The organism is Ramlibacter sp., assembly GCF_035554825.1.
Lineage (GTDB): Bacteria > Pseudomonadota > Gammaproteobacteria > Burkholderiales > Burkholderiaceae_C > Ramlibacter.
Genome location: NZ_DATMHS010000148.1, coordinates 1 through 21,922, shown reverse-complemented (window position 1 = coordinate 21,922; position 21,922 = coordinate 1). Strand labels below are relative to the sequence as shown.

General features: G+C 72.3%; 16 protein-coding genes. 7 read left to right on the top strand and 9 right to left on the bottom strand.

Features of this window, described 5'->3' with window-relative positions; all coding sequences use genetic code 11:
* Positions 1-6 precede the first annotated feature (6 nt).
* A complete protein-coding gene (locus VNT59_RS18505) occupies positions 7-411 on the bottom strand; it encodes a hypothetical protein (RefSeq protein WP_325500843.1) in 405 nt (134 codons plus the stop codon).
* Between the two features lie 40 nt (positions 412-451).
* Positions 452-1,597, bottom strand: coding sequence for a murein transglycosylase A (locus VNT59_RS18500; RefSeq protein ID WP_325500841.1), 1,146 nt, complete (start codon positions 1,595-1,597; stop codon positions 452-454).
* Between VNT59_RS18500 and VNT59_RS18495 the strand changes: the two genes are divergently transcribed.
* Positions 1,596-1,718, top strand: coding sequence for a hypothetical protein (locus VNT59_RS18495; protein ID WP_325500839.1), 123 nt, complete (start codon positions 1,596-1,598; stop codon positions 1,716-1,718). The genes VNT59_RS18500 and VNT59_RS18495 overlap by 2 nt on opposite strands.
* Before the next feature lie 4 nt (positions 1,719-1,722).
* Here VNT59_RS18495 and VNT59_RS18490 read toward each other — a convergent pair whose 3' ends face one another.
* From VNT59_RS18490 to VNT59_RS18475, 4 genes are read right to left on the bottom strand one after another with little or no spacing between them, the layout of a single operon-like run.
* Entirely contained in the window at positions 1,723-2,349 is a 627-nt protein-coding gene (locus VNT59_RS18490) for a response regulator transcription factor (RefSeq protein ID WP_325500837.1), read from the bottom strand.
* The gene (locus tag VNT59_RS18485) at positions 2,349-4,433 is read right to left on the bottom strand and encodes a two-component system sensor histidine kinase NtrB (protein ID WP_325500835.1); all 2,085 of its coding nucleotides are present in this window, start codon (positions 4,431-4,433) and stop codon (positions 2,349-2,351) included. Before VNT59_RS18485 ends, VNT59_RS18490 begins: the two co-directional genes overlap by 1 nt.
* Entirely contained in the window at positions 4,430-5,236 is an 807-nt protein-coding gene (locus tag VNT59_RS18480) for a carbon-nitrogen hydrolase family protein (RefSeq protein ID WP_325500833.1), read from the bottom strand. Before VNT59_RS18480 ends, VNT59_RS18485 begins: the two co-directional genes overlap by 4 nt.
* 1 nt (position 5,237) lies before the next feature.
* Complete coding sequence (locus tag VNT59_RS18475; RefSeq protein WP_325500831.1) at positions 5,238-9,395, bottom strand: YhdP family protein; 4,158 nt, start codon at positions 9,393-9,395, stop codon at positions 5,238-5,240.
* Positions 9,396-9,464: 69 nt separating this feature from the next.
* Here VNT59_RS18475 and glnE point away from each other — a divergent pair, with 69 nt between their 5' ends.
* The 5 genes from glnE (at position 9,465) to VNT59_RS18450 (ending at position 18,668) form a co-directional block, all read left to right on the top strand.
* The gene (gene glnE, locus VNT59_RS18470; protein WP_325500829.1) at positions 9,465-12,242 is read left to right on the top strand and encodes a bifunctional [glutamate--ammonia ligase]-adenylyl-L-tyrosine phosphorylase/[glutamate--ammonia-ligase] adenylyltransferase; all 2,778 of its coding nucleotides are present in this window, start codon (positions 9,465-9,467) and stop codon (positions 12,240-12,242) included.
* 118 nt (positions 12,243-12,360) lie between these two features.
* Complete coding sequence (locus tag VNT59_RS18465) at positions 12,361-13,770, top strand: efflux transporter outer membrane subunit (RefSeq protein ID WP_325500827.1); 1,410 nt, start codon at positions 12,361-12,363, stop codon at positions 13,768-13,770.
* A 5-nt stretch (positions 13,771-13,775) separates the two neighbouring features.
* Positions 13,776-14,930, top strand: coding sequence for an efflux RND transporter periplasmic adaptor subunit (locus VNT59_RS18460; protein ID WP_325500825.1), 1,155 nt, complete (start codon positions 13,776-13,778; stop codon positions 14,928-14,930).
* 10 nt (positions 14,931-14,940) lie between these two features.
* Complete coding sequence (locus tag VNT59_RS18455; protein ID WP_325500823.1) at positions 14,941-18,063, top strand: efflux RND transporter permease subunit; 3,123 nt, start codon at positions 14,941-14,943, stop codon at positions 18,061-18,063.
* Entirely contained in the window at positions 18,060-18,668 is a 609-nt protein-coding gene (locus VNT59_RS18450; RefSeq protein WP_325500821.1) for a rhomboid family intramembrane serine protease, read from the top strand. Before VNT59_RS18455 ends, VNT59_RS18450 begins: the two co-directional genes overlap by 4 nt.
* On the opposite strand, the gene rfaE2 is transcribed toward VNT59_RS18450, so the two are convergent.
* From rfaE2 to VNT59_RS18435, 3 genes are all read right to left on the bottom strand, one after another.
* On the bottom strand, positions 18,665-19,150 hold the full coding sequence (gene rfaE2 / locus VNT59_RS18445; RefSeq protein ID WP_325500819.1) for a D-glycero-beta-D-manno-heptose 1-phosphate adenylyltransferase: 486 nt from the start codon (positions 19,148-19,150) through the stop codon (positions 18,665-18,667). The genes VNT59_RS18450 and rfaE2 overlap by 4 nt on opposite strands.
* Positions 19,147-20,016, bottom strand: a complete 870-nt coding sequence (locus tag VNT59_RS18440) for a ferritin-like domain-containing protein (RefSeq protein WP_325500817.1) — start codon at positions 20,014-20,016, stop codon at positions 19,147-19,149. Before VNT59_RS18440 ends, rfaE2 begins: the two co-directional genes overlap by 4 nt.
* 400 nt (positions 20,017-20,416) lie before the next feature.
* On the bottom strand, positions 20,417-21,031 hold the full coding sequence (locus VNT59_RS18435) for a glutathione S-transferase N-terminal domain-containing protein (RefSeq protein ID WP_325500815.1): 615 nt from the start codon (positions 21,029-21,031) through the stop codon (positions 20,417-20,419).
* Between the two features lie 134 nt (positions 21,032-21,165).
* On the opposite strand from VNT59_RS18435, the gene VNT59_RS18430 reads away from it, so the two are divergent.
* Positions 21,166-21,922: lyase family protein (locus VNT59_RS18430; protein ID WP_325500813.1), on the top strand; the 757-nt coding region annotated here is incomplete at its 3' end.

Here is a 21,922-nt window from a genome sequence, read left to right as displayed (position 1 = left end):
GCGCGTCTACTGCCGCGTGCAATGGGCCACCAGGGCCGGCTCGGCGTAGCGCAGGATCGCTTCGGCGCCGCTCGCCCCGAGCCCGAACTCGGCCCGCAGCCGGTCGTTGCTGTAGACCGTCTGCTGCGGTGTGACGCCGCCGGCATCGCGCAGCAGCACCTCGCGGCCGCGCGCGCCGGCCTCGATGGCCACCGAGTCCGGCCCGTACCGGGCGGTGAACTCGATGCCCTGGTCGCAGCGGAAGCGCTGCGGCGGGGCTGCCGCCTCGGGTGCGGCGCCGGTCGCCGGACCCGGCGCGCCGGGCGAGGCCGGCGGCAGGGGCGCGGTGGCGCAGGCGGCGAGCAGCGCTGCGGCGGCGAGCGCACCGGGCAGCGTACGGGAAGTGGGGGCGTGGCTGGCGCTTCTTGTCATGCGCGGATTGTGCGGCTGGCGCGGCCCGCCGTGGGGCGATTCACTTCGGCCACAGCGCCCACAGCCGCAGCGGCTGCTTGAGCCGGCCGGCCAGCTCGCCGGCGGCCTGGCCCCAGCCCGTGAAATAGTCCGCCCGCACCGCCCCGACGATGGCGCTGCCGGTGTCCTGCGCCAGCACCAGCCGCTGCAACTCGACCAGCGGTCCGGTCGAGGCGAGCCAGACCGGCGTGCCGTAGGGGATGCTCTCGCGGTCCACCGCGATCGAGCGGCCCGGGGTGAGCGGCACGCCCTGCGCACCGCGCGGCCCGAACGCCGCGTCCAGCGCCGACAGCGGTTCCTCCCGGAAGAACACGGTGCGCGGATTGCTCCAGAGCATTTCCTGGACCCGCTGCGGGTTCTGCGCCACCCAGGCCCGGATGCCGGGCCACGAGGCGTCGCGCAGCGCGCCTTGCTGCAGCAGCCAGCCGCCGACGCTGCGGTACGGCTGCTCGTTGCTGCCGGCGAAGGCCAGCCGCACCAGCCGCTGCGAGCCGTCCGGCTCGCTGATCCGGACCCGGCCCGAGCCCTGGATCTGCAGCACCAGCGCATCGACCGGGTCCTCGAGGTAGCCGATCTCGCGCCCGCGCAGCGCCGCCAGTGCCTCGGGCAGGGTGTCGATCTCCTGCCGCGTGTACCAGGGCCGGCGGCTGGCCAGCGTCGCCGGCGGCCGGTACAGCGGCACCCGGTGGCTGGCCGTCGGCAGCCGGCTGGCGACCAGCTCCGGCTCGTAATAGCCGGTCAGCAGGCCCTCGGACGCGCCTTGCAGCGGCTCGACGCGGTACGGCTGCAGCCGCTGCATCATCCACTCCCGCTGCTCCTGGGCCGAACCGAGCATGAGCCGGCGCACCTGCGGGCACAGCGGCGCGAACGCCGCGGGCGGCCGCTCGCAGCTGCGGGTCCAGGCGTTCCACGCCTCGTGCAGCTGGTCCTCGGCGAAACCGGGCAGCTCCGACCAGGCCACCGGCACCCAGCGGCTGCGGCCCTGGGTCAGGGCCGGTGCGGCGGGCGCCGCCGGCGCCTCGGGAACGACGACGGCAGCTGCGGGCGGCGACGCCGGCGGCAGGGGCACGCTGCTGCAGCCCGCGATCGTTCCTACAATCAGCGCGAGCGGCAACCATCCGCGCGCTGCTCCAAGGAAACCGTTCATGCTGCTGATCCTCGCCGAGGCGCTGCTCGCCCTCGGACTGCTGTTGTTGATCGTCTGGTGGACCATGTTCGCCGGCCGCAAGAAGGGCGAGCCGCCGAACCGGGACGAACCCGGGCGCTGAGTCATCAGAGCCGCCGCAGCATGTTGGCGAGCTCGACCGCGGACTTCACTTCCATCTTGTCGAACACCCGCGCCCGGTGCACTTCCACCGTCCGCACGCTGATGTCGAGCTGGTCCGCGATCAGCTTGTTGGGAAGGCCCTCGACCACCAGCCGCATCACGTCGCGCTCGCGGTCGGTCAGTTCGGTCAGGCGCGCCTGCAGCCGCTGCCGCTCCTGGCGCGCCTGCAGCACCTCCTGCGAGCGCCGGATCGCCTGCTCCACCCGGTCCACCAGGGCGTTGTCCGAAAACGGCTTCTCGCAAAAATCGAAGGCGCCGCGCTTGACCATGGTCACCGCGGTGGGCACGTCGGCGTGTCCGCTGAGGAAGATGACCGGCATGACCTCCACCAGGCCGCGTTCGACCAGCTTGTCGAACAGCGCCAGGCCGCTCATGCCGGGCATGCGCACGTCCAGCAGCAGGCAGCACGGCTGGGTCGGCGCCCAGCCGGCTTCCAGCATGGCATCGAACTCCTCGGCGCCTTCGTAGCCCTCGCCCAGCAGATGGCGCGAGCGCAGCAGCCACGCCAGGGCCTCGCGCACGCTGGCGTCGTCGTCGACGATGAATACGGTGGCGTTCGAGGCGGGCTGCATCAATTCACAACGGCAGCGGCAGGCGGCGGCAGCGCCGCCAGCCCCGGCGCCTGGGGCAGGGTGAACCGGAAGATGGTACCGCGCGGACGGTTCGGCTCGTAGGCGAGAAACCCGCCGTGCTGTTCGACCACGGTCCGGCACAGGCTCAGGCCCAGTCCCATGCCTTCGCTCTTGGTGGTGAAGAACGGCGTGAACAGCCGGGCCTGCACTTCGGCAGCGATGCCGGGGCCGACGTCGATCACCGCGAATTCGAGCCAGTCGATGGTGGCCGGACCGGCGCTGACGCCGACGCCGGCCTTGCGCACCTCGAACACCAGCGATGGCGCCAGCACCCCGGCTTCGTCCATCGCCTGCATCGCGTTGCGGGCCAGATTGAGCAGCACCTGCTCGACCATCGTGCGGTCGCACAGCACCGGCGCCAGTCCCGGCTTCATGTGCACGTGCACGCGCACGCCGAGCTTGCGGGCCTGCAGGCTGACCAGCGGCATGACCGCGTCCAGCAGGTCCCGCGGCGCCACCGGTTCGCGCTCCTTGTCGCTGCGGCGCACGAAGTCGTGCACGCTCTTGATCACCTTGCCGGCCCGCTCGGCCTGCTCGGCAATGCGCCGCATCGCCACTTCGATGTCGGCGACCGCCGGCGAGCCGGCTGCGCTCGCCGCGTGCATCTTCAGCAGGTTGATCGAGCCGCTGGCATAGCTCGAGATGGCGGCCAGCGGCTGGTTCAGTTCGTGGCTGAGCAGGGACGCCATCTCCCCCACCGTCGCCAGCCGCGCCGTCGCCTGCAGGCGCTCCTGGCTGGCCCGCGAGAGCTCCTCGATCCGGCGCTGCTCGCTGATGTCCAGGAACGCGCTCATCCAGCCGGTCTGCACGCCGTGCGCATTGATCAGCGGCGCCTCGATGATCAGCACCGGAAAGCGCGAACCGTCCTTGCGCATGAACACCGACTCGTAGCCTTCGCGCGGCGGCGTCAGCTGGCCGGCCAGGCGGATCTCCTGCCGCTTGCTGTATTCGTCGACCAGTTCCGGCGGCCAGTACGGCGCCGGATTGGAGTGCCCGAGCAGCTCGTCCGGCGCGAACCCCACCATCTCGCAGAACGCCGGGTTGACGTAGGTGATGCGGCCCTGCAGGTCGCGGGCCCGCAGGCCGGTCACCAGCGAGTCCTCCATCGCCTTGCGGAACGCCAGCGCGTCGGCCAGGTCCTGCTCGGCGCGAAAGCGCCGCCGCATGTCCTTGCCCAGCATCACCAGCACCGCGACCAGCGCGATCGACATCGCCGTGACCAGCGCCGTCAGCACGTTGGGGAACAGGTCGGGCGCGCCGCGCCAGCTGTCCATCCGCAGCACGATCGTGTTGCCCGGCAGGTCCAGCAGCTGCTGCGCGGTGAATACGCGGCGGCCGCGCCGCGCGACCCCGTGCAGCGCGAGCCGGGTGCCGTCGGCCTCGGTGAACGAGACTTCCTGGCTGCGCATCAGCTGGGGCCCGACCAGCGTCGCCAGCACGTCGCTCAGCGAATAGGTCGCGATGACGTAGCCGGTCAGCTGGCCGGCGGTCATGTGCGGCAGGCACAGCTCCATCACCTCGATGCCCATGCCGTCCAGCTGCGGCAGGAAATAGCTGCCCGAGTAGGCGGGGCCGCTGACGCGGCGCGCGTTGGCGCAGGCCAGCGCCACGTCGGCATGCGAACTGGCCCGTCCCATGCGCTCGAACGGCGAGGCGCGAAACGGCGAGTCGGTGGCGGCCACCGTCATCAGCGCGCTGTCGCGCCATTCGATCCGCACCCACTCCGGGTGTTCGAGCAGCAGCCCCGCCGCTTCGCGGGCCCAGGCGCGGCGGTCGCTGTTGGTGGACTGCAGCGCCTGCAGCAGCTGCACGTTGCGGTTGAGTGCGGAGCGGATGTCGCTGAGCGCATCGCCGGTGTCGCGTTCCAGCTTGTTCTGGACCTGGCTCGCCTCGTAGCGGCCGGCCAGCCACACCAGGGTGACCAGCAGCGCCGCCACCAGCGCGAACAGCAGCGCCCACAGCGACCAACGCATCAGCGGCGGTCCGCGGCGGACGGCGGCGGCGCCGCTGGCCAGCTCGCTCATAGGACGCGGTGCTCCAGGGCCGGCAGCTGGGCCCGCACGCCTTCCAGCCGCGCCGGATCGAGGTCGGCAAGCACCACCCCCGGCCCTTCCTCGCGCTGCGCGAGCAGCTGGCCCCAGGGGTCCACCACCATGCTGTGGCCCCAGGTGCGGCGGCCGTTCTCGTGGGCGCCGCCCTGGGCCGGCGCGACCACGTACGCGAGGTTCTCCACGGCCCGGGCCCGCAGCAGCAGCTCCCAGTGCGCTTGCCCGGTGACCCAGGTGAAGGCGCTCGGCACCAGCAACACGTCGGCATCGAGCCTCCGATACAGCTCCGGAAAACGCAGGTCGTAGCAGACCGACAGCCCGATGCGCCAGTCGCGCCCGGCGCGGTCGCGCACGGTGACCGCCACCGGCTCACGGCCGGCTTCGATCACCCGCGATTCGTCGTAGCGCTCGCGGCCGTGCTCGAACGTGAACAGATGGACCTTGTCATAGCGCGCGACGCGCTCGCCGGCGGGCGAGAACACCAGCGAGGTATTGCGCACGTGGGCTTCGTCGGCGGCCGCCAGCGGCAGCGTGCCGCCCACCAGCCACACGCCGCAGTCGCGCGCCGTGCCGGCCAGGAAATCCTGGATCGCGCCGCGGCCGTCCGGCTCGCGCACCGCCAGCTTGTCGGTGTCGCGACGTCCCATCAGGCAGAAGTACTCCGGCAGCACGACCAGTTCGGCGCCGGCCGCCGCGGCCTCGCGAACGAGGCTGCCCGCGGCCTCGAGGTTCGCCGCCACCGACTGCCCCGACACCATCTGGATCGCCGCTGCTTTCATCTCAATTCGTCCTTCCGGCGCCGGATTCGCGCGCCGCCTCGCTGCGGCCCCGCGCCGCCCCGCCCGCCTCCGGCGCCGCGGCCCCGCGCCCGACGCGCGTCACCCGCGGATCGGCCCAGGTGCCGTCGACATGGAATTCCTGGGTGGCCGCCCGGATCAGCGGCTGCCGCAGAAAGAGCTGGGCCAGGAAGCTGCCGAGGCCGATCGCCGGATTGATCATTGTCGCCACCAGCGAGGCCGTGCCGGCGTTGATTTCGGGCACCACCACGACCTTGATGTCCTGGGTCTCGCGGGCGATGTCGGCCCGCCCCTCCATCAGCACGGCCGCGTTCACGCCCTTCATCTGCAGATTGTTGGTGGCCGCTATGCCTTGCTCGATGGTGATGTCGCCGCGCACGAAATCGAAGGCGAAGCCCTCGGTGAAGACGTCGCGGAAGTCGAGCGCGAGCCGCCGCGGCAGCGACTGCAGGCTCAGCACGCCCAGCAGCTTGGCCAGCCCGGGATCGGCCTTGAGGAACTGCCCGGACTCGACGTTGATGAAGAAGCCGCCGTTGAGCGACGGGTAGTCGAGCGACAGCGGCGAGCCGAGCCAGGCCACCTGCCCGTCCATGCGGCCGCGCCCGCGCCGCACGATGTCCTTCATGCCGAAGCGGGCCAGCAGCTGCCCGGCGTCGGCGATCTCGAGCTTGAAGTTCATCACCGTGCGCCGCCGCTCGCCGGCAGGGCGCGCCGGACGCGGGCCGCCCGGCGCCGCGGCCTGGGCGTTCAACGCGGCCCAGTTGCCGGTGGCGCTGAACTCGGCCTCGGGCACGGCGATCCGCAGCTTGTTCAGGCGCCACTCGCGCACCCCGCCTTCGCGGGCGACCACGCCCGGGCCGCGGTTGACCGCGTCGATCTCGAGATGGCCCAGCTTCTTGCCCTTGAGCTCGAAGTCGTCGACCACGATGTCCAGCGCCGGCAGGGTTTCCGGCTGCTGGTCCAGCAGGCTCTCCACCTCCGACGCGGCGGCCGCGGCGACGGCCAGCCGCGCCAGCCGCGCGTACAGCCGGCCCGCCCCGGCGCCGGAAGGCTGGCGGTATTCGACGAAGCCGTTCAGTTCGCGCGCGTCGACGTTGGCGCGCCAGAGCTGGCCGTCGCGCGAGCCGCCGACCACCACGTCGTGCAGCGTGCGGCCGGCCATCGTCAATTCGCGGGCCCGCACCGCCATGGTCGTCGGCAGGTAGCCGGCGGCGGGCGCGGCGCCGGCCGCGGCCGGCCGGGCCGGCGAAGCGGCGGCGCCATCGCCGGCGGCGCGGCTCAGCACCCCCTGCCAGGCATCGAGGTTGAGCGTCGCGAAGTTGATGTTGGCCGCCACGCCCTGCTCGCCGAGCGGCGCCGCCTCGCCGGCGGCGAGTCCGACCCCGATCGCGCCGCGGACCACGCGCGGCTCGCCGGCGGACAGGTCGCGCACGTACACGATCGACGCCAGACGGCCCACCTCCACGGCGATCTGGTCGGCCTTGGGCGCCGCCGCGCCGTCGCGCACCAGCACGTTCTCGTAGCGCAGCGGCAGCGCGGCATCGGCCGCCTTGTTCAGGGGCGGCGGCAGGTTCAGCGCCAGCCCCTGCAGGTTGCTCGTCAGCGTGATCTCCGGAACGCCGCGGCGGAACGCCAGCAGCAGCTGGTAGGCGGCGGCGCCGCTGGCGTCGCGCGCCAGGCGCGACACGAATCCCAGCTCCTTGGCCAGGCGCAGGCCGTCGGCGCTCGCCGTGCCCTGCGCGCGCAGCAGGATCGTGGCATCGGCGTTGGCCGGCAGCGCGACGCCGGGCTGGCCGCGGCTGCCGCCCTCCAGCCGCACCTCGCCGCCGAGCGCCCGGGCCTGCGCGCCGGCAAGCGCAAACCCGGTTTCGCTGAAAGTGACGACCCCGCGGGCGCGCGCCAGCACGGGGCTGTCGGGCGTGATCTGCAGGTCGTTGGCGGCCAGGGTGACGCTGCCCTGCACCTTGGACTGCTCGATCTTCGCGATCGGCAGCACCAGGTTGAGCTTGACCTCGGCATTGCCGGTGGCGGTGGCGCGGTCCAGCGCGTGCGAGGTGAAGCTGGCGATCGGCGACGTCGTCACCACCCCCAGCGCCTGGGTCAGCGGGCCGCGGATGTCGCCGGTCACGCTCACGGTGGTGGTGCGCAGGTCCGGGATGCGGGCGTCGGCCTTGAACTGCAGGGCGGGCGCCCCGGCGATGCGGCCGCTCGCGCCCTTGACCTGCAGCCCGTTGCCTTCGAACACCAGCTCGCCGCTCAACTGGGTGAAGGCCGGCCAGGGCAGCGCCCCGTTGCGGTTGACGCTGCGCGGCACGTAGGCATACGTGACGTCGCGCACGTCGGCGGTGACCTTGAACTCGCCGAGCTTCGGATCGGCGAACGGGAAGTCGCGCAGGTTGCCCTTGACCCGGAACTTCGCTCCGGTGGCGGTGCCCTGCACCACCGCCTCGCGCACGTAGTCGCGCGCCGTCTTGGGCACGCCCAGCGGCAGATAGCGGTGCACCCGCGCGCCGTTGGCGCGGCTGAGGCTGGCCTGCAGGTCCAGCACGCCGGGGAAGCGGCCCGCGGCCGGCTCCGCGGTGCGCCAAGTGGCGCGCCCTTCGCCCTGGGCATCGGCATTGGCGAACCTGAGATTGGTCACGGCGGCGTCGATGGCCTGTCCATTGATCTTCCACTGCAGCTCCGCGGCCAGTTCGTCGATCGCCACCAGCGGGTCTTCGAACACGCCCGGCACTTCCACCGCCCCCTTGCGGATGCCCAGCTTGCCCTTGCCGCCGGACTGGGTGAGGTCGAAGTCGAGCGAAGCGCCCCGCACCCCCGGCGTGCCGGCGCGCGGCGGCGCGCCGGGCGGCGCCGCCGCCGGACGGGCCGCGATCTCGAGCCCCGCGGCGCGGCCCTTGGCGGCGTACTGCTGCAGGTCGTCGAGCGGCCCCTGCCAGCTCGCCTGGATGGTCTCCACCACGCCGCGCGGCGCATAGGCGGCGAGCGCGGCGTGGGTCGCATCCCCGAGCGGCAGGCGCGCCGCGATCTGGCTCAGGGCCAGCAGGTCCAGCCGGTCGGCGCGCAGCTCGCCGCGCGCGGGCTGGCGGCCCTCGGCCTGGGTCCAGCGCACGAACAGGTTGCCGCCGGGCCAGCGCTGGCCCTCCAGCGTCTCGAACTGCAGGCCCTCGGTCTGCAACTCGAAGCCGCCGGCCAACCGCTTGCCGCCGATCCGGCCGGCGACGTACTGCAGCGCCAGCGGCGCCAGCTGCGGCGCCAGCCGGCTGTTGACGTCGGCCAGCACCACGTCGGCCACCCCGCCGGCGAGCTGGCCGTGGTCCACGTCGGCCCAGGCGCGCACCGAGCCGTGGCCGGCCGCGACCTCGACCCCGAAATCGGCGTAGCGCCGCAGCTGCGACACGTCGACCCGCGCGAAGTCGCCGTGCAGCTGGCCGTCCCACTCCTGCCAGCGGCCGGCATGCACCGACAGCAGCGGCTGCCGGAAGATGCCGCGCAGCGTGAAGCGCTCGCCCCATTCGGCCGGCGGCGTCGCGTCGATCCGCAGCGCGTGGCGGCGCGCCGAGTTGCGCATCACGAAGTCGACGCCCGCCAGGGCCAGCGGCGGCGCGCCGCGCCGCTCGTCGGTCCAGCGCACGATGCCTTCCCGGATCACGAATTCGGTCTGGCGGAAGAACCAGTCGGCGGCGCGGCCGTCGTCGTGGCCGCGCGAGAAGTCCAGGCCGGCGACGAACAGCCGGCCGTCGGCCGCGCGCCGGATGTCCAGCTCGGGCCGTTCGATCAGCAGCTGTTCGAAGCCGAGGTTCCACAGCGAACGCGGCGAGAGCGCGGCCAGCACCCGCGGCAGGCGCAGCGCGGGCCGGCCCTGCGGGTCGAGCAGCACGACGTTTTCGAGCTCGAAGGACGGCACCAGGCCCTCGGTGCGCGCGGCGATGCTGCCGATGCGAACGGGTACCCCCAGCACCCGCCCGGCTTCGAGTTCCAGCTGCGGACGCAGCTCGCCGATACGCGGCACAATCCAGCCATGCAGCGCTCCCCAGGCCAGCACCAGCACCAGCCATGCCCCGAGGAGCAGCCACAGCGACCATTTCGCGACAGCGGCAAGGGCCTTCAGCGGACGTGACGGAGTCGGCGAGTCGTACATGGAAACTTCGATGTGGCAGGAATTATGACCTTCGAGCCTGGCTCGGGTTCACCGCCTGAGGGCACCGAAATGTCACCGCGCGTGCCCGCCGGCGAACCGCCGCTGTCCGCGCATTCGCGCTTTGCCACGCGCATCCGCCGCCGCTATGCCGGCGAGCTGGCGCTGCTGCCCGCCGGCACCCCCGGCCCCTTTGAGATGGCGCAGGTCTACGACGCGCTGCGGGCGGCCGGCCACGACGCCGGCACTGCCTTGCGCATCCTGCGCCAGCTGGTCGTCGAACGGCTGCTGACGCTCGACTGCGACCAGGCGGCGCCGCTCGCGGCGATCACCCGCGCCATGACCGGGCTGGCGGAATTCGCGCTCGACGTCGCCTGCCGCCAGGCCTTCGACGAGCTCGATGCCAAGCACGGGGCGCCGCTCGGCGCCGAGGGCCGGCGCGCCGAACTCTGGGTCATCGGGATGGGCAAGCTCGGCGCGCGCGAGCTCAATGTGTCGAGCGACATCGACCTGGTGTACGTGTACGACCAGGACGGCGAGACGGCCGGCCTGGAGGCCGGGCGCGGGCGGCTGTCGAACCACGAATATTTCACGCAGGCCGTCAAGATCGTCTACGGCCTGATCGGCGTTCCCACCGAGCACGGCTTCGTGTTCCGGGTCGACCTGATGCTGCGTCCCAACGGCAACTCGGGCCCGCCGGCGGTGTCGTTGGACGCGCTCGAAGACTACTTCCAGGTGCAGGGCCGCGAGTGGGAGCGCTTTGCCTGGCTCAAGAGCCGGGTCGTCGCGCCGCGCGCCTGCGTCGAGCGCGGCTCGGCCCAGGCGCTGCGCGGACCGGTGCTGCCGTTCGTGTTCCGCCGCTACCTGGACTACGCCGTGTTCGAGTCGCTGCGCGGGCTGCACCGCCAGATCCGCGAACACGCCGCCCGTCGCAGCGCCGGCCGGCCGGAGCGCGCCAACGACGTCAAGCTGTCGCGCGGCGGCATCCGCGAGATCGAGTTCACCGTGCAGCTGCTGCAGGTGGTGCGCGGCGGCCAGTTCCCCGAGCTGCGCACGCGGCCGACGCTGCAGGCCCTGCCGCGCGTCGCGGCGGCCGGCCTGATGGCGCCGAACACCGCCCAGGCGCTGGCCGAGGCCTACGAGTTCCTGCGCCGCGTCGAGCACCGCATCCAGTACCTGGACGACCAGCAGACGCACGTGCTGCCGATGTGCTGCAACCCGCAGGACGACGGCGACCTGACCTGGATCGCCAGGACCATGGGCTATGCCGACTGCTGCCCGTTCCTGCACGAACTCGATCGCCATCGCGAACTGGTGGCGCAGGAGTTCGACCGGCTGCTGGGCGGCGCGCAGGAGTGCAAGGGCTGCAACAACGGCAAGGAGCCGGCGCGCGCGCCCGACCTGGAGCAGTTGCAGGAGCAGTTGCCGCAACAGCTGAAGGAACGCGTGGCCCAGTGGCAGCGCCAGCCGCGCGTGATGGCGCTGCGCGAGGAGGCCCGGACCCGGCTCGCGCGCCTGCTGGCCCGCACCGCGCAGTGGCTGGAGCAGGGGCAGGTCAGCGAGACGGCGGTGCTGCGCATGGCCGACTGGATCGACCCGCTGCTGCGCCGCGAGAGCTATCTGGCGCTGCTGCTGGAGCGCCCCGGCGTGCACGAGCGGCTGCTGCGGCTGCTGGGCGCCGCCCGCTGGCCGGCCCGCTACCTGATGCAGCATCCCGGCGTGATCGACGAGCTGGCCAGCGACCAGCTGTTCGCCGAGCGCTTCGGCGCGCGCGACTTCGAGACCGAACTGGAACATCGGCGCCGCTCGCTGCAGAACACCGGCGAGGACGACGACGAGGAACTGCTCAACCTGCTGCGCCGCGCGCACCATGCGGAAGTGTTCCGCACGCTGGCGCGCGACGTCGAGGGGCAATTGACCGTGGAGCAGGTCGCCGACGAATTGAGCGCGCTGGCCGACGCCGTGCTGCGGGTGACGGTGCGCTGGTGCTGGCAGCGGCTCAAGCAGCGGCACCGCGCGACGCCGCGGTTCGCGATCATCGGCTACGGCAAGCTGGGCGGCAAGGAGCTTGGCTACGGCAGCGACCTCGACATCGTGTTCGTCTACGAGGACGACGACGAGCGCGCCCCCGAAGCCTACGCCGCCTTCGTGCGCAAGCTGATCACGTGGCTGTCGACCAAGACCGCCGAGGGCGACCTGTACGAGATCGACACGGCGCTGCGGCCCAACGGCAGCTCCGGCCTGCTGATCACGACCTTCGAGGCCTACGCCAACTACCAGCAGCGCCGCGGCAGCAACACCGCCTGGACCTGGGAACACCAGGCGATGACGCGGGCCCGGTTCGTGCTGGGCGAGGGCGACATGGCTTCTCCCGTGGACGGCGCCGCCGCCGGCGAGGCGCCGCACCCGAGCCTGCGCGAGCGCTTCGACCGGGTGCGCGAGGCCGTGATCGCCGCGCCGCGCGACGTCGCCGCGCTGCGCGCCGAGATCATCGCGATGCGCGAGAAGGTGCGGATGGCGCATCCGGTGAAGGCCGATCGTTTCGACGTCAAGCACAGCCCGGGCGGCATGGTGGACGCGGAGTTCGCGGTGCAGTTCCTGGTGCTGTCGCAGTCGGGCGTGCACCGGGAGCTGATTCCCAACGTCGGCAACATCGCCCTGCTGGTGCGCGCCGAGGAAGCCGGGCTGCTGCCGGCCGGCGTCGGGCGCGCGGCCGCGGACGCCTACCGCGAGCTGCGCCGCGTGCAGCACCGGGCGCGCCTGAACGAGGAGCCGACCCAGCTGCCGCCGCAGGACATGCGGGCGCCGCGCGACGCCGTTCTCGCGCTCTGGTCGGCCGTCTTCTCCTGAGCGCCGGCCGCGGCGGCACAGCCGCGCAGGCGCGATGGTAGGCTTGCGGGCGGCCGCTGCCGGCCCCGCCCGCCATGCGCCCGGCACGGGCCGGCGCCGCACCACCTGCGAACCATCCATGAAAGCCTTCGTCCTGCTCGCCGTCACCGCCGCCTGCCTGCTGGCCGGCTGCGCCGCGCCGCGCCCGCCGGCGGCGCTGCCGCCGGAGCCGGCGGCCCAGTGGCAGGCGCCCCTGCCGCACGGCGGCAGCGCCGCGGCGCTGCGCGACTGGTGGCAGCGGCTCGGCGATCCGCTGCTCACCGAACTGATCGAGGCGGCGCAAGCCGCCAGCCCCACGCTGTCGGCGGCGCAGGCCCGGATCGAGCAGGCGCGGGCCGCCCGGGTCGCCGCCGGCGCCGCGCTGCTGCCGGCCCTGGACGCAAGCGCGGCCGCCAGCCGCGGCAACAACCAGCCCCCGGCGCCGCTCGCCAGCACGGTGCAGGCCGGGGTGCAAACCGCCTGGGAGATCGACCTGTTCGGCGCCAACCGCGACGCCGAGCGGGCGGCGCAGGCGCGCCTCGAGGGCGCGCAGGCCGGATGGCACGAGGCCCGGGTCGCGGTCGCCGCGGAAACGGCCAACGGCTACCTCGCCTTGCGCAGCTGCGAGCGCCAGCATGGCGTGGCCGAACGCGATGCCCAGTCGCGCCGCGAAACGGCGCGGCTGGCCGAACTGAGCGCGCGGGCCGGTTTCACGGCGCCCGGCGACGCCGCGCTGGCGCGGGCCAGCGCGGCCGATGCGGGGCGCCGACTGACCCAGCAACGGGCCCAGTGCGAGCTCGAAGTCAAAGGCCTGGTCGCGCTGACCGGGCTGGCGGAGCCGGGGCTGCGCCAGCGGCTGGCCGGCGGCTGGCGCGAGCCGCCGCCGCAGGCGCTGCCGGCGGTGCCGGCGCTGCCCGCGCAACTGCTCGCCCAGCGGCCGGACGTGTACCGCGCCGAGCGCGAGGTCGCCGCGGCCAGCGCCGAGGTCGGCAGCGCACAGGCGCAGCGCTATCCGCGCCTGACGCTCAGCGGCTCGATCGCCGCCGGCCGCGTCCGCGCCGGCGGCGTCTCGGCCGACCTGCAGACCTGGTCGATCGGCCCGCTGGCGCTCACGCTGCCGCTGTTCGACGGCGGCCGCCGGGCCGCCAACGCCGAAGCGGCCCAGGCCCGCTATGCCGACGCGGCGAACCAGTACCGGGCGCGGGTGCGCCAGGCCGTGCGCGAAGTCGAGGAGGCGCTGCTGCAACTGGAGAGCGCCCGCGCCCGCGGCGAGGATGCGCGCGTCGCGGCCGAGGGCTACGCCGCCTCGCTCGCGGCCGTGCAGGCGCGCTACGGCAGCGGGCTGGCGAGCCTGCTGGAGCTGGAGGAGTCGCGCCGCACGGCGCTGGCCGCCGAAACCACCCTGGTCACCTTGCAGCAGGAGCGACTGGCGGCCTGGATCGCGCTCTATCGCGCCGCCGGTGGCGGCTGGACCGCCCCCGCGCCCGCGCTGACCGCGAAAGGATCGTGATGGCGATGCCGCGTTTGAAAGTGCAGCCCAGGCCGCTGGTGATCGGCCTGCTGGTGCTGCTGGCGATCGGCCTGCTGGCCTGGTATTTCTCGGCCCGCCGCCCGGAGCCGCCGGCCGCCACGGTCCGGCCGGCGCTGACGGTGACCACCGCCCTGCCGCAGCGGACCAACCTGCCGCTGGCACTGCCGGCCAACGGCAACATCATGGCCTGGCAGGAAGCCAGCATCGGCGCCGAAGCCGCGGGACTGCGGCTGACGCAGGTGCACGCCAACGTGGGCGACCGGGTGCGCAAGGGCCAGCTGCTGGCGACCCTGAGCGCCGACACGCTGCAGGCCGACGTGGCGCAGGCGCGCGCCGCGCTGGCCGAGGCCCAGGCCGGCGCGGCCGAAGCCGCCGCCAACGCCGAGCGTGCCCGCACGCTGCAAGGCACCGGGGCCCTGAGCGCGTCCCAGATCAACCAGTACCTGACCGGCGAGCAGACGGCGCGGGCTCGCGTCGACGCCGTGCGGGCGCAGCTGGAGGCGCAGCAGAGCCGGCTGCGCCACACCAGCGTCCATGCGCCCGACAGCGGCATCATCTCCGCCCGCCTGGCCACCGTCGGCGCGGTGGTCGGCGCCGGCACCGAGCTGTTCCGCCTGATCCGCCAGGGGCGGCTGGAGTGGCGGGCCGAAGTCACTTCGTCGGAACTGGGCCGGATCACCACCGGCACCACCGCGCAGGTCACCGCCGCCAGCGGCGCGCGGCTGGCCGGACGGGTGCGCATGATCGGCCCCACGGTCGATCCGCTGACCCGGTCCGCGCTGGTGTACGTCGACCTCACGCCGCTGCCCGGGATGGCGGCCACCGCCCGCGCCGGCATGTTCGCCCGCGGCGAATTCGACCTCGGCGCCTCGCCCGCCCTGACCGTGCCCCAGCCCGCGGCGGTGGTGCGCGACGGTTTCAGCTACGTCTACGCCGTCGGCGCCGACAACCGGGTGCGCCAGCTGAAGGTGCAGACCGGGCGCATCGTCGGCGACCGGCTCGAGATCCTGCAGGGCCTGGCGGCCGACCAGCGCGTGGTCGCCACCGGCGCCGGATTCCTCAACGACGGCGACCTGGTGCGGGTGGTCGAGCCGCCCGCGGCGCTGCCGGCGGCGGGCGCGGCCGCGGCCGCGCGCTAGCGGAGCCGCGATGCTCAACGTCTCTTCCTGGTCGATCCGCAACCCGATCCCGGCGGTGCTGCTGTTCGCGCTGCTGACGTTCGCCGGCCTGCTGTCGTTCCGCGCCATGAAGGTGCAGAACTTCCCGGACATCGACCTGCCCAGCGTCCGGGTGACCGCCGCCCTGCCCGGCGCCGCGCCGGCGCAGCTCGAAACCGAAGTCGCGCGCAAGATCGAGAACGCCATCGCGACGGTGCAGGGCCTCAAGCACATCTACACCAAGGTGCAGGACGGGGTGGTCACCATCACCGCCGAATTCCGCCTGGAAAAACCGGTGCAGGAATCGGTGGACGACGTGCGTTCCGCCGTGGCGGCCGTGCGCAGCGACCTGCCGGCCGACCTGCGCGACCCGGTGATCACCAAGATCGACCTGGCGGGGCAGCCGGTGCTGGCGTTCACCATCGCCTCGCCGCGCATGGACGAGGAGGCGCTGTCCTGGTTCGTCGACAACGACATCACCCGGCGCCTGCTGGCGGTGCGCGGGGTCGGCGCCGTCAAGCGCGTCGGCGGCGTCGACCGCGAGGTCCGGGTCGCGCTCGACCCGCAGCGGCTGCAGGCGCTGGGGTCGACGGCGGCCGACATTTCCCGGCAGTTGCGGCAGATGCAGACCGAAAGCGCCGGCGGCCGCACCGACATCGGCGGCAGCGAGCAGCCGGTGCGCACGCTGGCGACGGTGCAGACGGCCGGCCAGCTGGCGGCGCTCGAACTGCCGCTGTCGGACGGCCGCCGCATCCGGCTCGACCAGGTCGCCACCGTCAGCGACACCGTCGCCGAGCCGCGCGCCGCGGCGCTGCTCGATGGCAAGCCGGTGGTCGGGTTCGAGGTCGCCCGCAGCCGCGGCGAAAGCGAGGTGGCCGTGGGCGCGGCCGTGCAGCAGGCGCTGGACGAGCTGAAGCGCCTGCGCCCCGACATCGAGCTGGTGCAGGCCTTCGATTTCGTGACGCCGGTGCACGAGGAATACCAGGGCTCGCTGCACCTGCTGTACGAAGGCGCGGCGCTGGCGGTGCTGGTGGTGTGGCTGTTCCTGCGCGACTGGCGCGCCACCTTCGTCTCCGCGGTCGCGCTGCCGATGTCGGCCATCCCGGCCTTCCTCGGGATGTACCTGCTGGGGTTTTCCGTCAACGTGGTCACGCTGCTGGCGCTGTCGCTGGTGGTGGGGATCCTGGTCGACGATGCGATCGTCGAGGTCGAGAACATCGTGCGCCACCTGCGCATGGGCAAGACGCCGTACCAGGCGGCGATGGAAGCGGCCGACGAGATCGGCCTGGCGGTGATCGCCACCACCTTCACGCTGATCGCCGTGTTCCTGCCCACCGCCTTCATGAGCGGCATCGCCGGCAAATTCTTCAAGCAGTTCGGCTGGACGGCGGCGCTGGCGGTGTTCGCTTCGCTGGTGGTGGCGCGCGTGCTGACGCCGATGATGGCCGCGTACATCCTGAAGCCGGCCCATGGCACGCCGGCCGAGCCGCGCTGGCTGCGCATCTACATGCGCTGGGCCAACTGGTGCATGCGCCACCGGGTGAAGACGATGGTGCTGGCGACGCTGTTCTTCTTCGGCTCGGTCGCGCTGATCCCGCTGCTGCCGACCGGTTTCATCCCGCCCGACGACAACTCGCAGACCCAGGTGTACCTGGAGCTGGCGCCCGGCTCCACGCTGGCGGACACCCGGGCCGTCGCCGAGCAGGCGCGGGCCATGATCGCCGGCGTCAAGCACGTCAGGAGCGTCTACACCACGATCGGGGGCGGCACCGCCGGCGGCGACCCGATGGCGGCCACCGGCGCCGCCGAAGCGCGCCAGGCCACGCTCACGGTGCTGCTGGCGCCGCGCGACGAGCGGCCGCGCAAGCAGGGCATCGAGAACGACATCCGGCGGGCGCTGGAGGCGCTGCCCGGCGTGCGCAGCAAGGTCGGCCTGGGCGGCTCGGGCGAGAAGTACATCCTGGTGCTGACCGGCGAAGATCCGCAGGCGCTGGCCGCGGCGGCGCGGGCCGTCGAGAAGGACCTGCGCACCATCCCCGGCCTGGGCAGCGTGGCATCCACCGCCAGCCTGATCCGCCCGGAGATCGCCGTGCGACCCGACTTCGCCAAGGCGGCCGACCTGGGCGTCACCAGCACCGCGATCGCCGACACGCTGCGCATCGCCACCGCCGGCGACTACGACACCGCGCTGGCCAAGCTCAATTTTTCGCAGCGGCAGGTGCCGATCGTGGTGAAACTCGAGGAACATGCGCGCCAGGACCTGCGGGTGCTCGAACGGCTGGCCGTGCCGGGCGCGCGCGGACCGGTGATGCTGGGCCAGGTGGCGACCCTGGAGCTCACCGGCGGACCGGCGGTGATCGACCGCTACGACCGCTCGCGCAACGTCAACTTCGAGATCGAGCTGTCGGGCCTGCCGCTCGGCGAGGTGGCGCAGCAGGTGCAGCAGCTGCCCTCGGTGCGCAACCTGCCGGCCGGCGTGAAAGTGGTGGAAGTCGGCGACGCCGAGGTGATGGCCGAACTGTTCGCGAGCTTCGGCTTGGCCATGCTCACCGGCGTGCTGTGCATCTACGCCGTGCTGGTGCTGCTGTTCAAGGACTTCCTGCATCCGGTCACGATCCTGGCCGCCCTGCCGCTGGCCCTGGGCGGCGCGTTCGTGGCGCTGCTGCTGGCGCAGAAGAGTTTTTCCATGCCGTCGCTGATCGGCCTGGTGATGCTGATGGGGATCGCCACCAAGAACTCGATCCTGCTGGTCGAATACGCCATCGTCGCGCGCCGCGACCACGGCATGAGCCGTTTTGCCGCCCTGCTCGATGCCTGCCACAAGCGGGCGCGGCCGATCATCATGACCACGATCGCGATGGGCGCCGGCATGCTGCCGATCGCGATCGGCTTCGGCACGGCCGACCCGAGCTTCCGCTCCCCGATGTCGATCGCGGTGATCGGCGGCCTGATCACTTCGACGGTCCTGAGCCTGCTGGTGGTGCCGGTGGTCTTCACCTACATGGACGACTTCGAGCAATGGAGCCGGCGCACCGCGGCACGCCTGCGCGGGCGCCATGGCGCCAGCCCGCCGCCGGAAGAGCCCGAACCGGGCGAGAAGGGAAGCGGCGCTTGAGGGTCTGGCTCGCGATCTGTGCCGTGCTGGGCGGCGGGGCGGCGATCGTCGCCTGGACCGAAGGCCTTGCCTCGCCCTTCCATGACCTCGCGGCGCAGCCGCTCGCATGGGACGCCGCCGGCTGGCTCGCGGCGCCGTGGACGCTGTGGACGTCCGCCTGGGTCCACACCTCGGCCGGCAGCCTCACCGGCAACCTGCTGGCGCTGCTGGCCTTGGCCGTGCTCGGCGCCGCCCTCGGGGCCGGACGGGTGGCGGCGCTGGCGCTGGCGCTGGCCTGGCCGCTGACGACGCTGGCGCTGCTGCTGTGGCCGGAGGTCGGAAGCTATGGCGGGCTGGGTGGGCCGATTCACGCGGCCGCCGCCGTGCTCGGCGTGCACATCGCGCGCCGCACCGCGTTGCGGCCGCTGGCGGCGCTGCTGTTCGGCGCGATCGGGCTGAAGCTGCTGGCCGAGCGCGGCTGGGCCCAGCCGGTGGCGTTCGATCCGAGCTGGGGATTCAACGTGGTGTACGCCGCGCACCTGGCCGGCACGCTGACCGGTGCGTGGTGCGCCACCGTCCTGGACTGGTTTCTCGCGCCGCGCGCGGCGGCCGGCGAGCAGCCTTAGCCGCCGTTGCCCCGGATGCGCCGCACCAGCGCGGTGGTCGAATAGCCTTCGACGAACGGGATGGCCAGCGCCTTGCCGCCGTAGCTCTCCACCAGCGCGCTCTCGGGCAACTGGCGCATGTCGTAGTCGCCGCCCTTGACCAGCACGGCCGGCCGCAACTCGTCGACGAGTTGCAGCGGCGTGTCCTCGTCGAACCAGGTGACCAGGCTCACGCATTCGAGCGCGGCCAGCATCACCGCGCGGTCCTGCTCGTTGTTGAGCGGCCGGTCCGGGCCCTTGCCGAGCCGCCTGGCCGATGCATCGCTGTTCAGGGCCACCACCAGGCTGGCGCCGAGCTCGCGCGCGCGCGCCAGGTACAGCACGTGGCCGCGGTGCAGCACGTCGAACACGCCGTTCGTGAACACCACCGGCTGCGGCAAAGCCCGAACCCGCGCCGCCGCGCCTGCGCGCGGCACGATCTTGTCGAGGAAGGCCGGATTCACGCCGGCTCGGGCAACGGCCCGGGCGCGGCGGCGGCCGCCAGGCTCGCCGTGACTTCCTTGCGGTAGCGATTGAGTTCCTGCACGGTCTTGAAGCTGCGTTCCAGCAGCAGGCTCATGTTGTGCAGGATCCGGTCCACCACCTTGCCTTCCCAGACGGCGTCGAAGTCGATCTGCTTGTCGAGCCAGTGCTCCAGCCACTCGGGATTGGGCAGCCGCGACTGGATGGTGTCGCGCGGGAACAGGGTCTTGTTCACGTGCAGGTTGGTCGGATGCAGCGCCTGGGCGGTGCGCCGGGCGCTGGCCATCAGCACGCCGACCTTGCTGAAGGCGATCCGGGCCTCGTTGCCGAAGTTGTTGATCGCGCGCTTCATGTAGCGCAGGTAGGCGCCGCCGTGGCGCGCTTCGTCCTGCGACAGCTTGGTGTAGATCTGCTTGATCACCGGCTCGGTGTGCCACTCGGCGGCCCGGCGGTACCAGTGGTTCAGGCGGACCTCGCCGCAGAAGTGCAGCATCAGGGTCTCCAGCGCCGGGGCCGGCTCGAACTCGAACCGGATCTCGTGCAGCTCCTGCTCGGTCGGCACCAGATCGGGCCGGAAGCGGCGCAGGTACTCCATCAGCACCAGCGAGTGCTTCTGCTCCTCGAAGAACCAGATCGACATGAAGGCGGAGAAGTCGCTGTCGTCGCGGTTGTCGCGCAGGAACATCTCGGTGGCCGGCAGCGCCGCCCACTCGGTGATGGCATTCATCTTGATGGTCTGCGCCTGCTCGTCGGACAGCTTGGCTGGATCGAACGCCGCCCACGGAATGTCCTTGTCCATGTCCCAGCGGACGGACTCGAGTTGCTTGAACAGTTCGGGGTACAGCATGGGTCCTCTTTCTCGGCGGCCCGCAATTCTACGCGGCCGGGCAAGACCCGGCGCCGGCCCTGGCTCCCGGGGGCGCCAGGGGCGCCGCATGTGAGGAGTTGCCGGTTCCGGGCGCCGACCCGCGCCGCGGGTCACAAAAATTTACGCTGCTGCGGGGGCCGTGACCGGAACCGCGCCGGGCCGACGCCACTCTCACCGGGACCTGCTGCCTCAGGCAGGCAATGAATTCGGTTCTTGCTGCGAAGCCTTCCGGCGCCACGGGCCCGGTTGCAATCCTGGAGCGATTCTTCTCCTCCTCCCTCCCTCCCTCCTTCGTTTCGGGGCGCTTCGCAGCATTTTTATTCGCGCCGGGCGCCGCGGGAGGGCGGCTCCCGGCGGCCGCCGGGAGCACCGCGGGCGATCAGCCGGGGCTGGTTTCGACGAAGCTCTGGCGCTGCATCAGCTTGTCCTGCAGCTTGGCCAGGTTGGGATAGGTGCTGCGCCACTGGATGTTCGGAAAGCGGAAGTCCAGGTAGCCGAGCGCGCAACCGACGGCGATGTCGGCCAGGCTCAGGTAGATGCCGGCGCAGTAGGGCTTCTCGCCCAGGCCCTGGCTCATCGCCTTGACGCTGGCGTTCACCTTGCCGATCTGCCGCTCGATCCAGCCCTGGCTGCGCTCGCCGTCCTTGCGGCCGGGCCAGTTGGCTTCCAGCCGCGCCAGGATGGCGGCATCCATCACGCCGTCCGCCAGCGCCTCCCAGGTCTTGACTTCGGCGCGCTCGCGGCCCACCGCCGGAATCAGCTTGCCGACCGGCGAGAGCGTGTCGAGGTACTCGACGATGACGCGCGAATCGAACAGGGCTTCGCCGCCCTCCATTACCAGGCACGGCACCTTGCCGAGCGGATTGGACTGGGCGATGCTGGTGTCGGCCGCCCACACGTCCTCCAGCACGAACTCGTAGTCCAGCTTCTTTTCCGCCATCACGATGCGCACCTTGCGCACGTAGGGGCTGGAGTTGGATCCGATCAGTTTCATGGGCGCTCTCTGGTGAATGTTCGAGTTCTGGCGGTCCGGTCATTCTACCGAGCGCGTCCGCGCCGGCGCGCCGCCCGACGCCGGGGCTGCGCCGGCGCAGCGCCGGCCGGAGCCCGGCGCCTACAATCCGCGCCATGACGCTTTCCACGATTTCCGCGCTGTCGCCGCTGGACGGGCGGTACGCGGGGCGGCTCGCCCCCTTGCGTCCGCTGATGAGCGAGCAGGGGTACATGCACAAGCGGGTGCAGGTCGAGATCTGCTGGTTCATTGCCCTGAGCGACGCCGGCTTTGCCGAATTCAAGCCGCTCACGCCCGGGGCCCGCACCTACCTGCTGGGCCTGGTCAAGAACTTCTCCGAGGCCGACGCGCTGGCCATCAAGGAGATCGAGAAGACCACCAACCACGACGTCAAGGCCGTGGAGTACTGGATCAAGTCGCGGTTCGAGGCCCGGCCGGAGCTGCAGGCCGCCAGCGAATTCGTTCACTTCGCCTGCACCAGCGAGGACATCAACAACACCAGCCACGCGCTGCAACTCAAGGGCGCGCGCGAGCAGGTCATCCTGCCGGCGCTCGACGGGCTGCTGAAGACCATGCGCGCGATGGCGCACGCCTATGCCGACGTGGCGATGCTGAGCCGCACCCACGGGCAGACGGCGAGCCCGACGACTGTCGGCAAGGAGATCGCGAACGTCGTCACGCGGCTGGCCGCGGCGCGCGAGCGCATCGCCGCCGTCAAGCTGCTCGGCAAGATGAACGGCGCGGTGGGCAACTACAACGCGCACCTGGCGGCCTGGCCCGATTTCGACTGGGAGGCGTTCAGTCGCAAAGTCGTCGAAACGCCCGAGCCGTTCGGCCTGGGCCTGACGTTCCAGCCATACAGCATCCAGATCG

What these genes read in the sequence shown, in the direction of transcription:
- VNT59_RS18500 (WP_325500841.1), bottom strand. Translation starts at nt 1,597, where the DNA reads ATGAACGGTTTCCTTGGAGCAGCGCGCGGATGGTTGCCGCTCGCGCTG.
- VNT59_RS18490 (WP_325500837.1), bottom strand. Translation starts at nt 2,349, where the DNA reads ATGCAGCCCGCCTCGAACGCCACCGTATTCATCGTCGACGACGACGCC.
- VNT59_RS18435 (WP_325500815.1), bottom strand. Translation starts at nt 21,031, where the DNA reads ATGAAACTGATCGGATCCAACTCCAGCCCCTACGTGCGCAAGGTGCGC.
- VNT59_RS18440 (WP_325500817.1), bottom strand. Translation starts at nt 20,016, where the DNA reads ATGCTGTACCCCGAACTGTTCAAGCAACTCGAGTCCGTCCGCTGGGAC.
- VNT59_RS18485 (WP_325500835.1), bottom strand. Translation starts at nt 4,433, where the DNA reads ATGAGCGAGCTGGCCAGCGGCGCCGCCGCCGTCCGCCGCGGACCGCCG.
- VNT59_RS18475 (WP_325500831.1), bottom strand. Translation starts at nt 9,395, where the DNA reads ATGTACGACTCGCCGACTCCGTCACGTCCGCTGAAGGCCCTTGCCGCT.
- VNT59_RS18460 (WP_325500825.1), top strand. Translation starts at nt 13,776, where the DNA reads ATGCCGCGTTTGAAAGTGCAGCCCAGGCCGCTGGTGATCGGCCTGCTG.
- VNT59_RS18495 (WP_325500839.1), top strand. Translation starts at nt 1,596, where the DNA reads ATGCTGCTGATCCTCGCCGAGGCGCTGCTCGCCCTCGGACTGCTGTTG.
- glnE (WP_325500829.1), top strand. Translation starts at nt 9,465, where the DNA reads ATGTCACCGCGCGTGCCCGCCGGCGAACCGCCGCTGTCCGCGCATTCG.
- VNT59_RS18455 (WP_325500823.1), top strand. Translation starts at nt 14,941, where the DNA reads ATGCTCAACGTCTCTTCCTGGTCGATCCGCAACCCGATCCCGGCGGTG.
- VNT59_RS18465 (WP_325500827.1), top strand. Translation starts at nt 12,361, where the DNA reads ATGAAAGCCTTCGTCCTGCTCGCCGTCACCGCCGCCTGCCTGCTGGCC.
- VNT59_RS18505 (WP_325500843.1), bottom strand. Translation starts at nt 411, where the DNA reads ATGACAAGAAGCGCCAGCCACGCCCCCACTTCCCGTACGCTGCCCGGT.
- VNT59_RS18480 (WP_325500833.1), bottom strand. Translation starts at nt 5,236, where the DNA reads ATGAAAGCAGCGGCGATCCAGATGGTGTCGGGGCAGTCGGTGGCGGCG.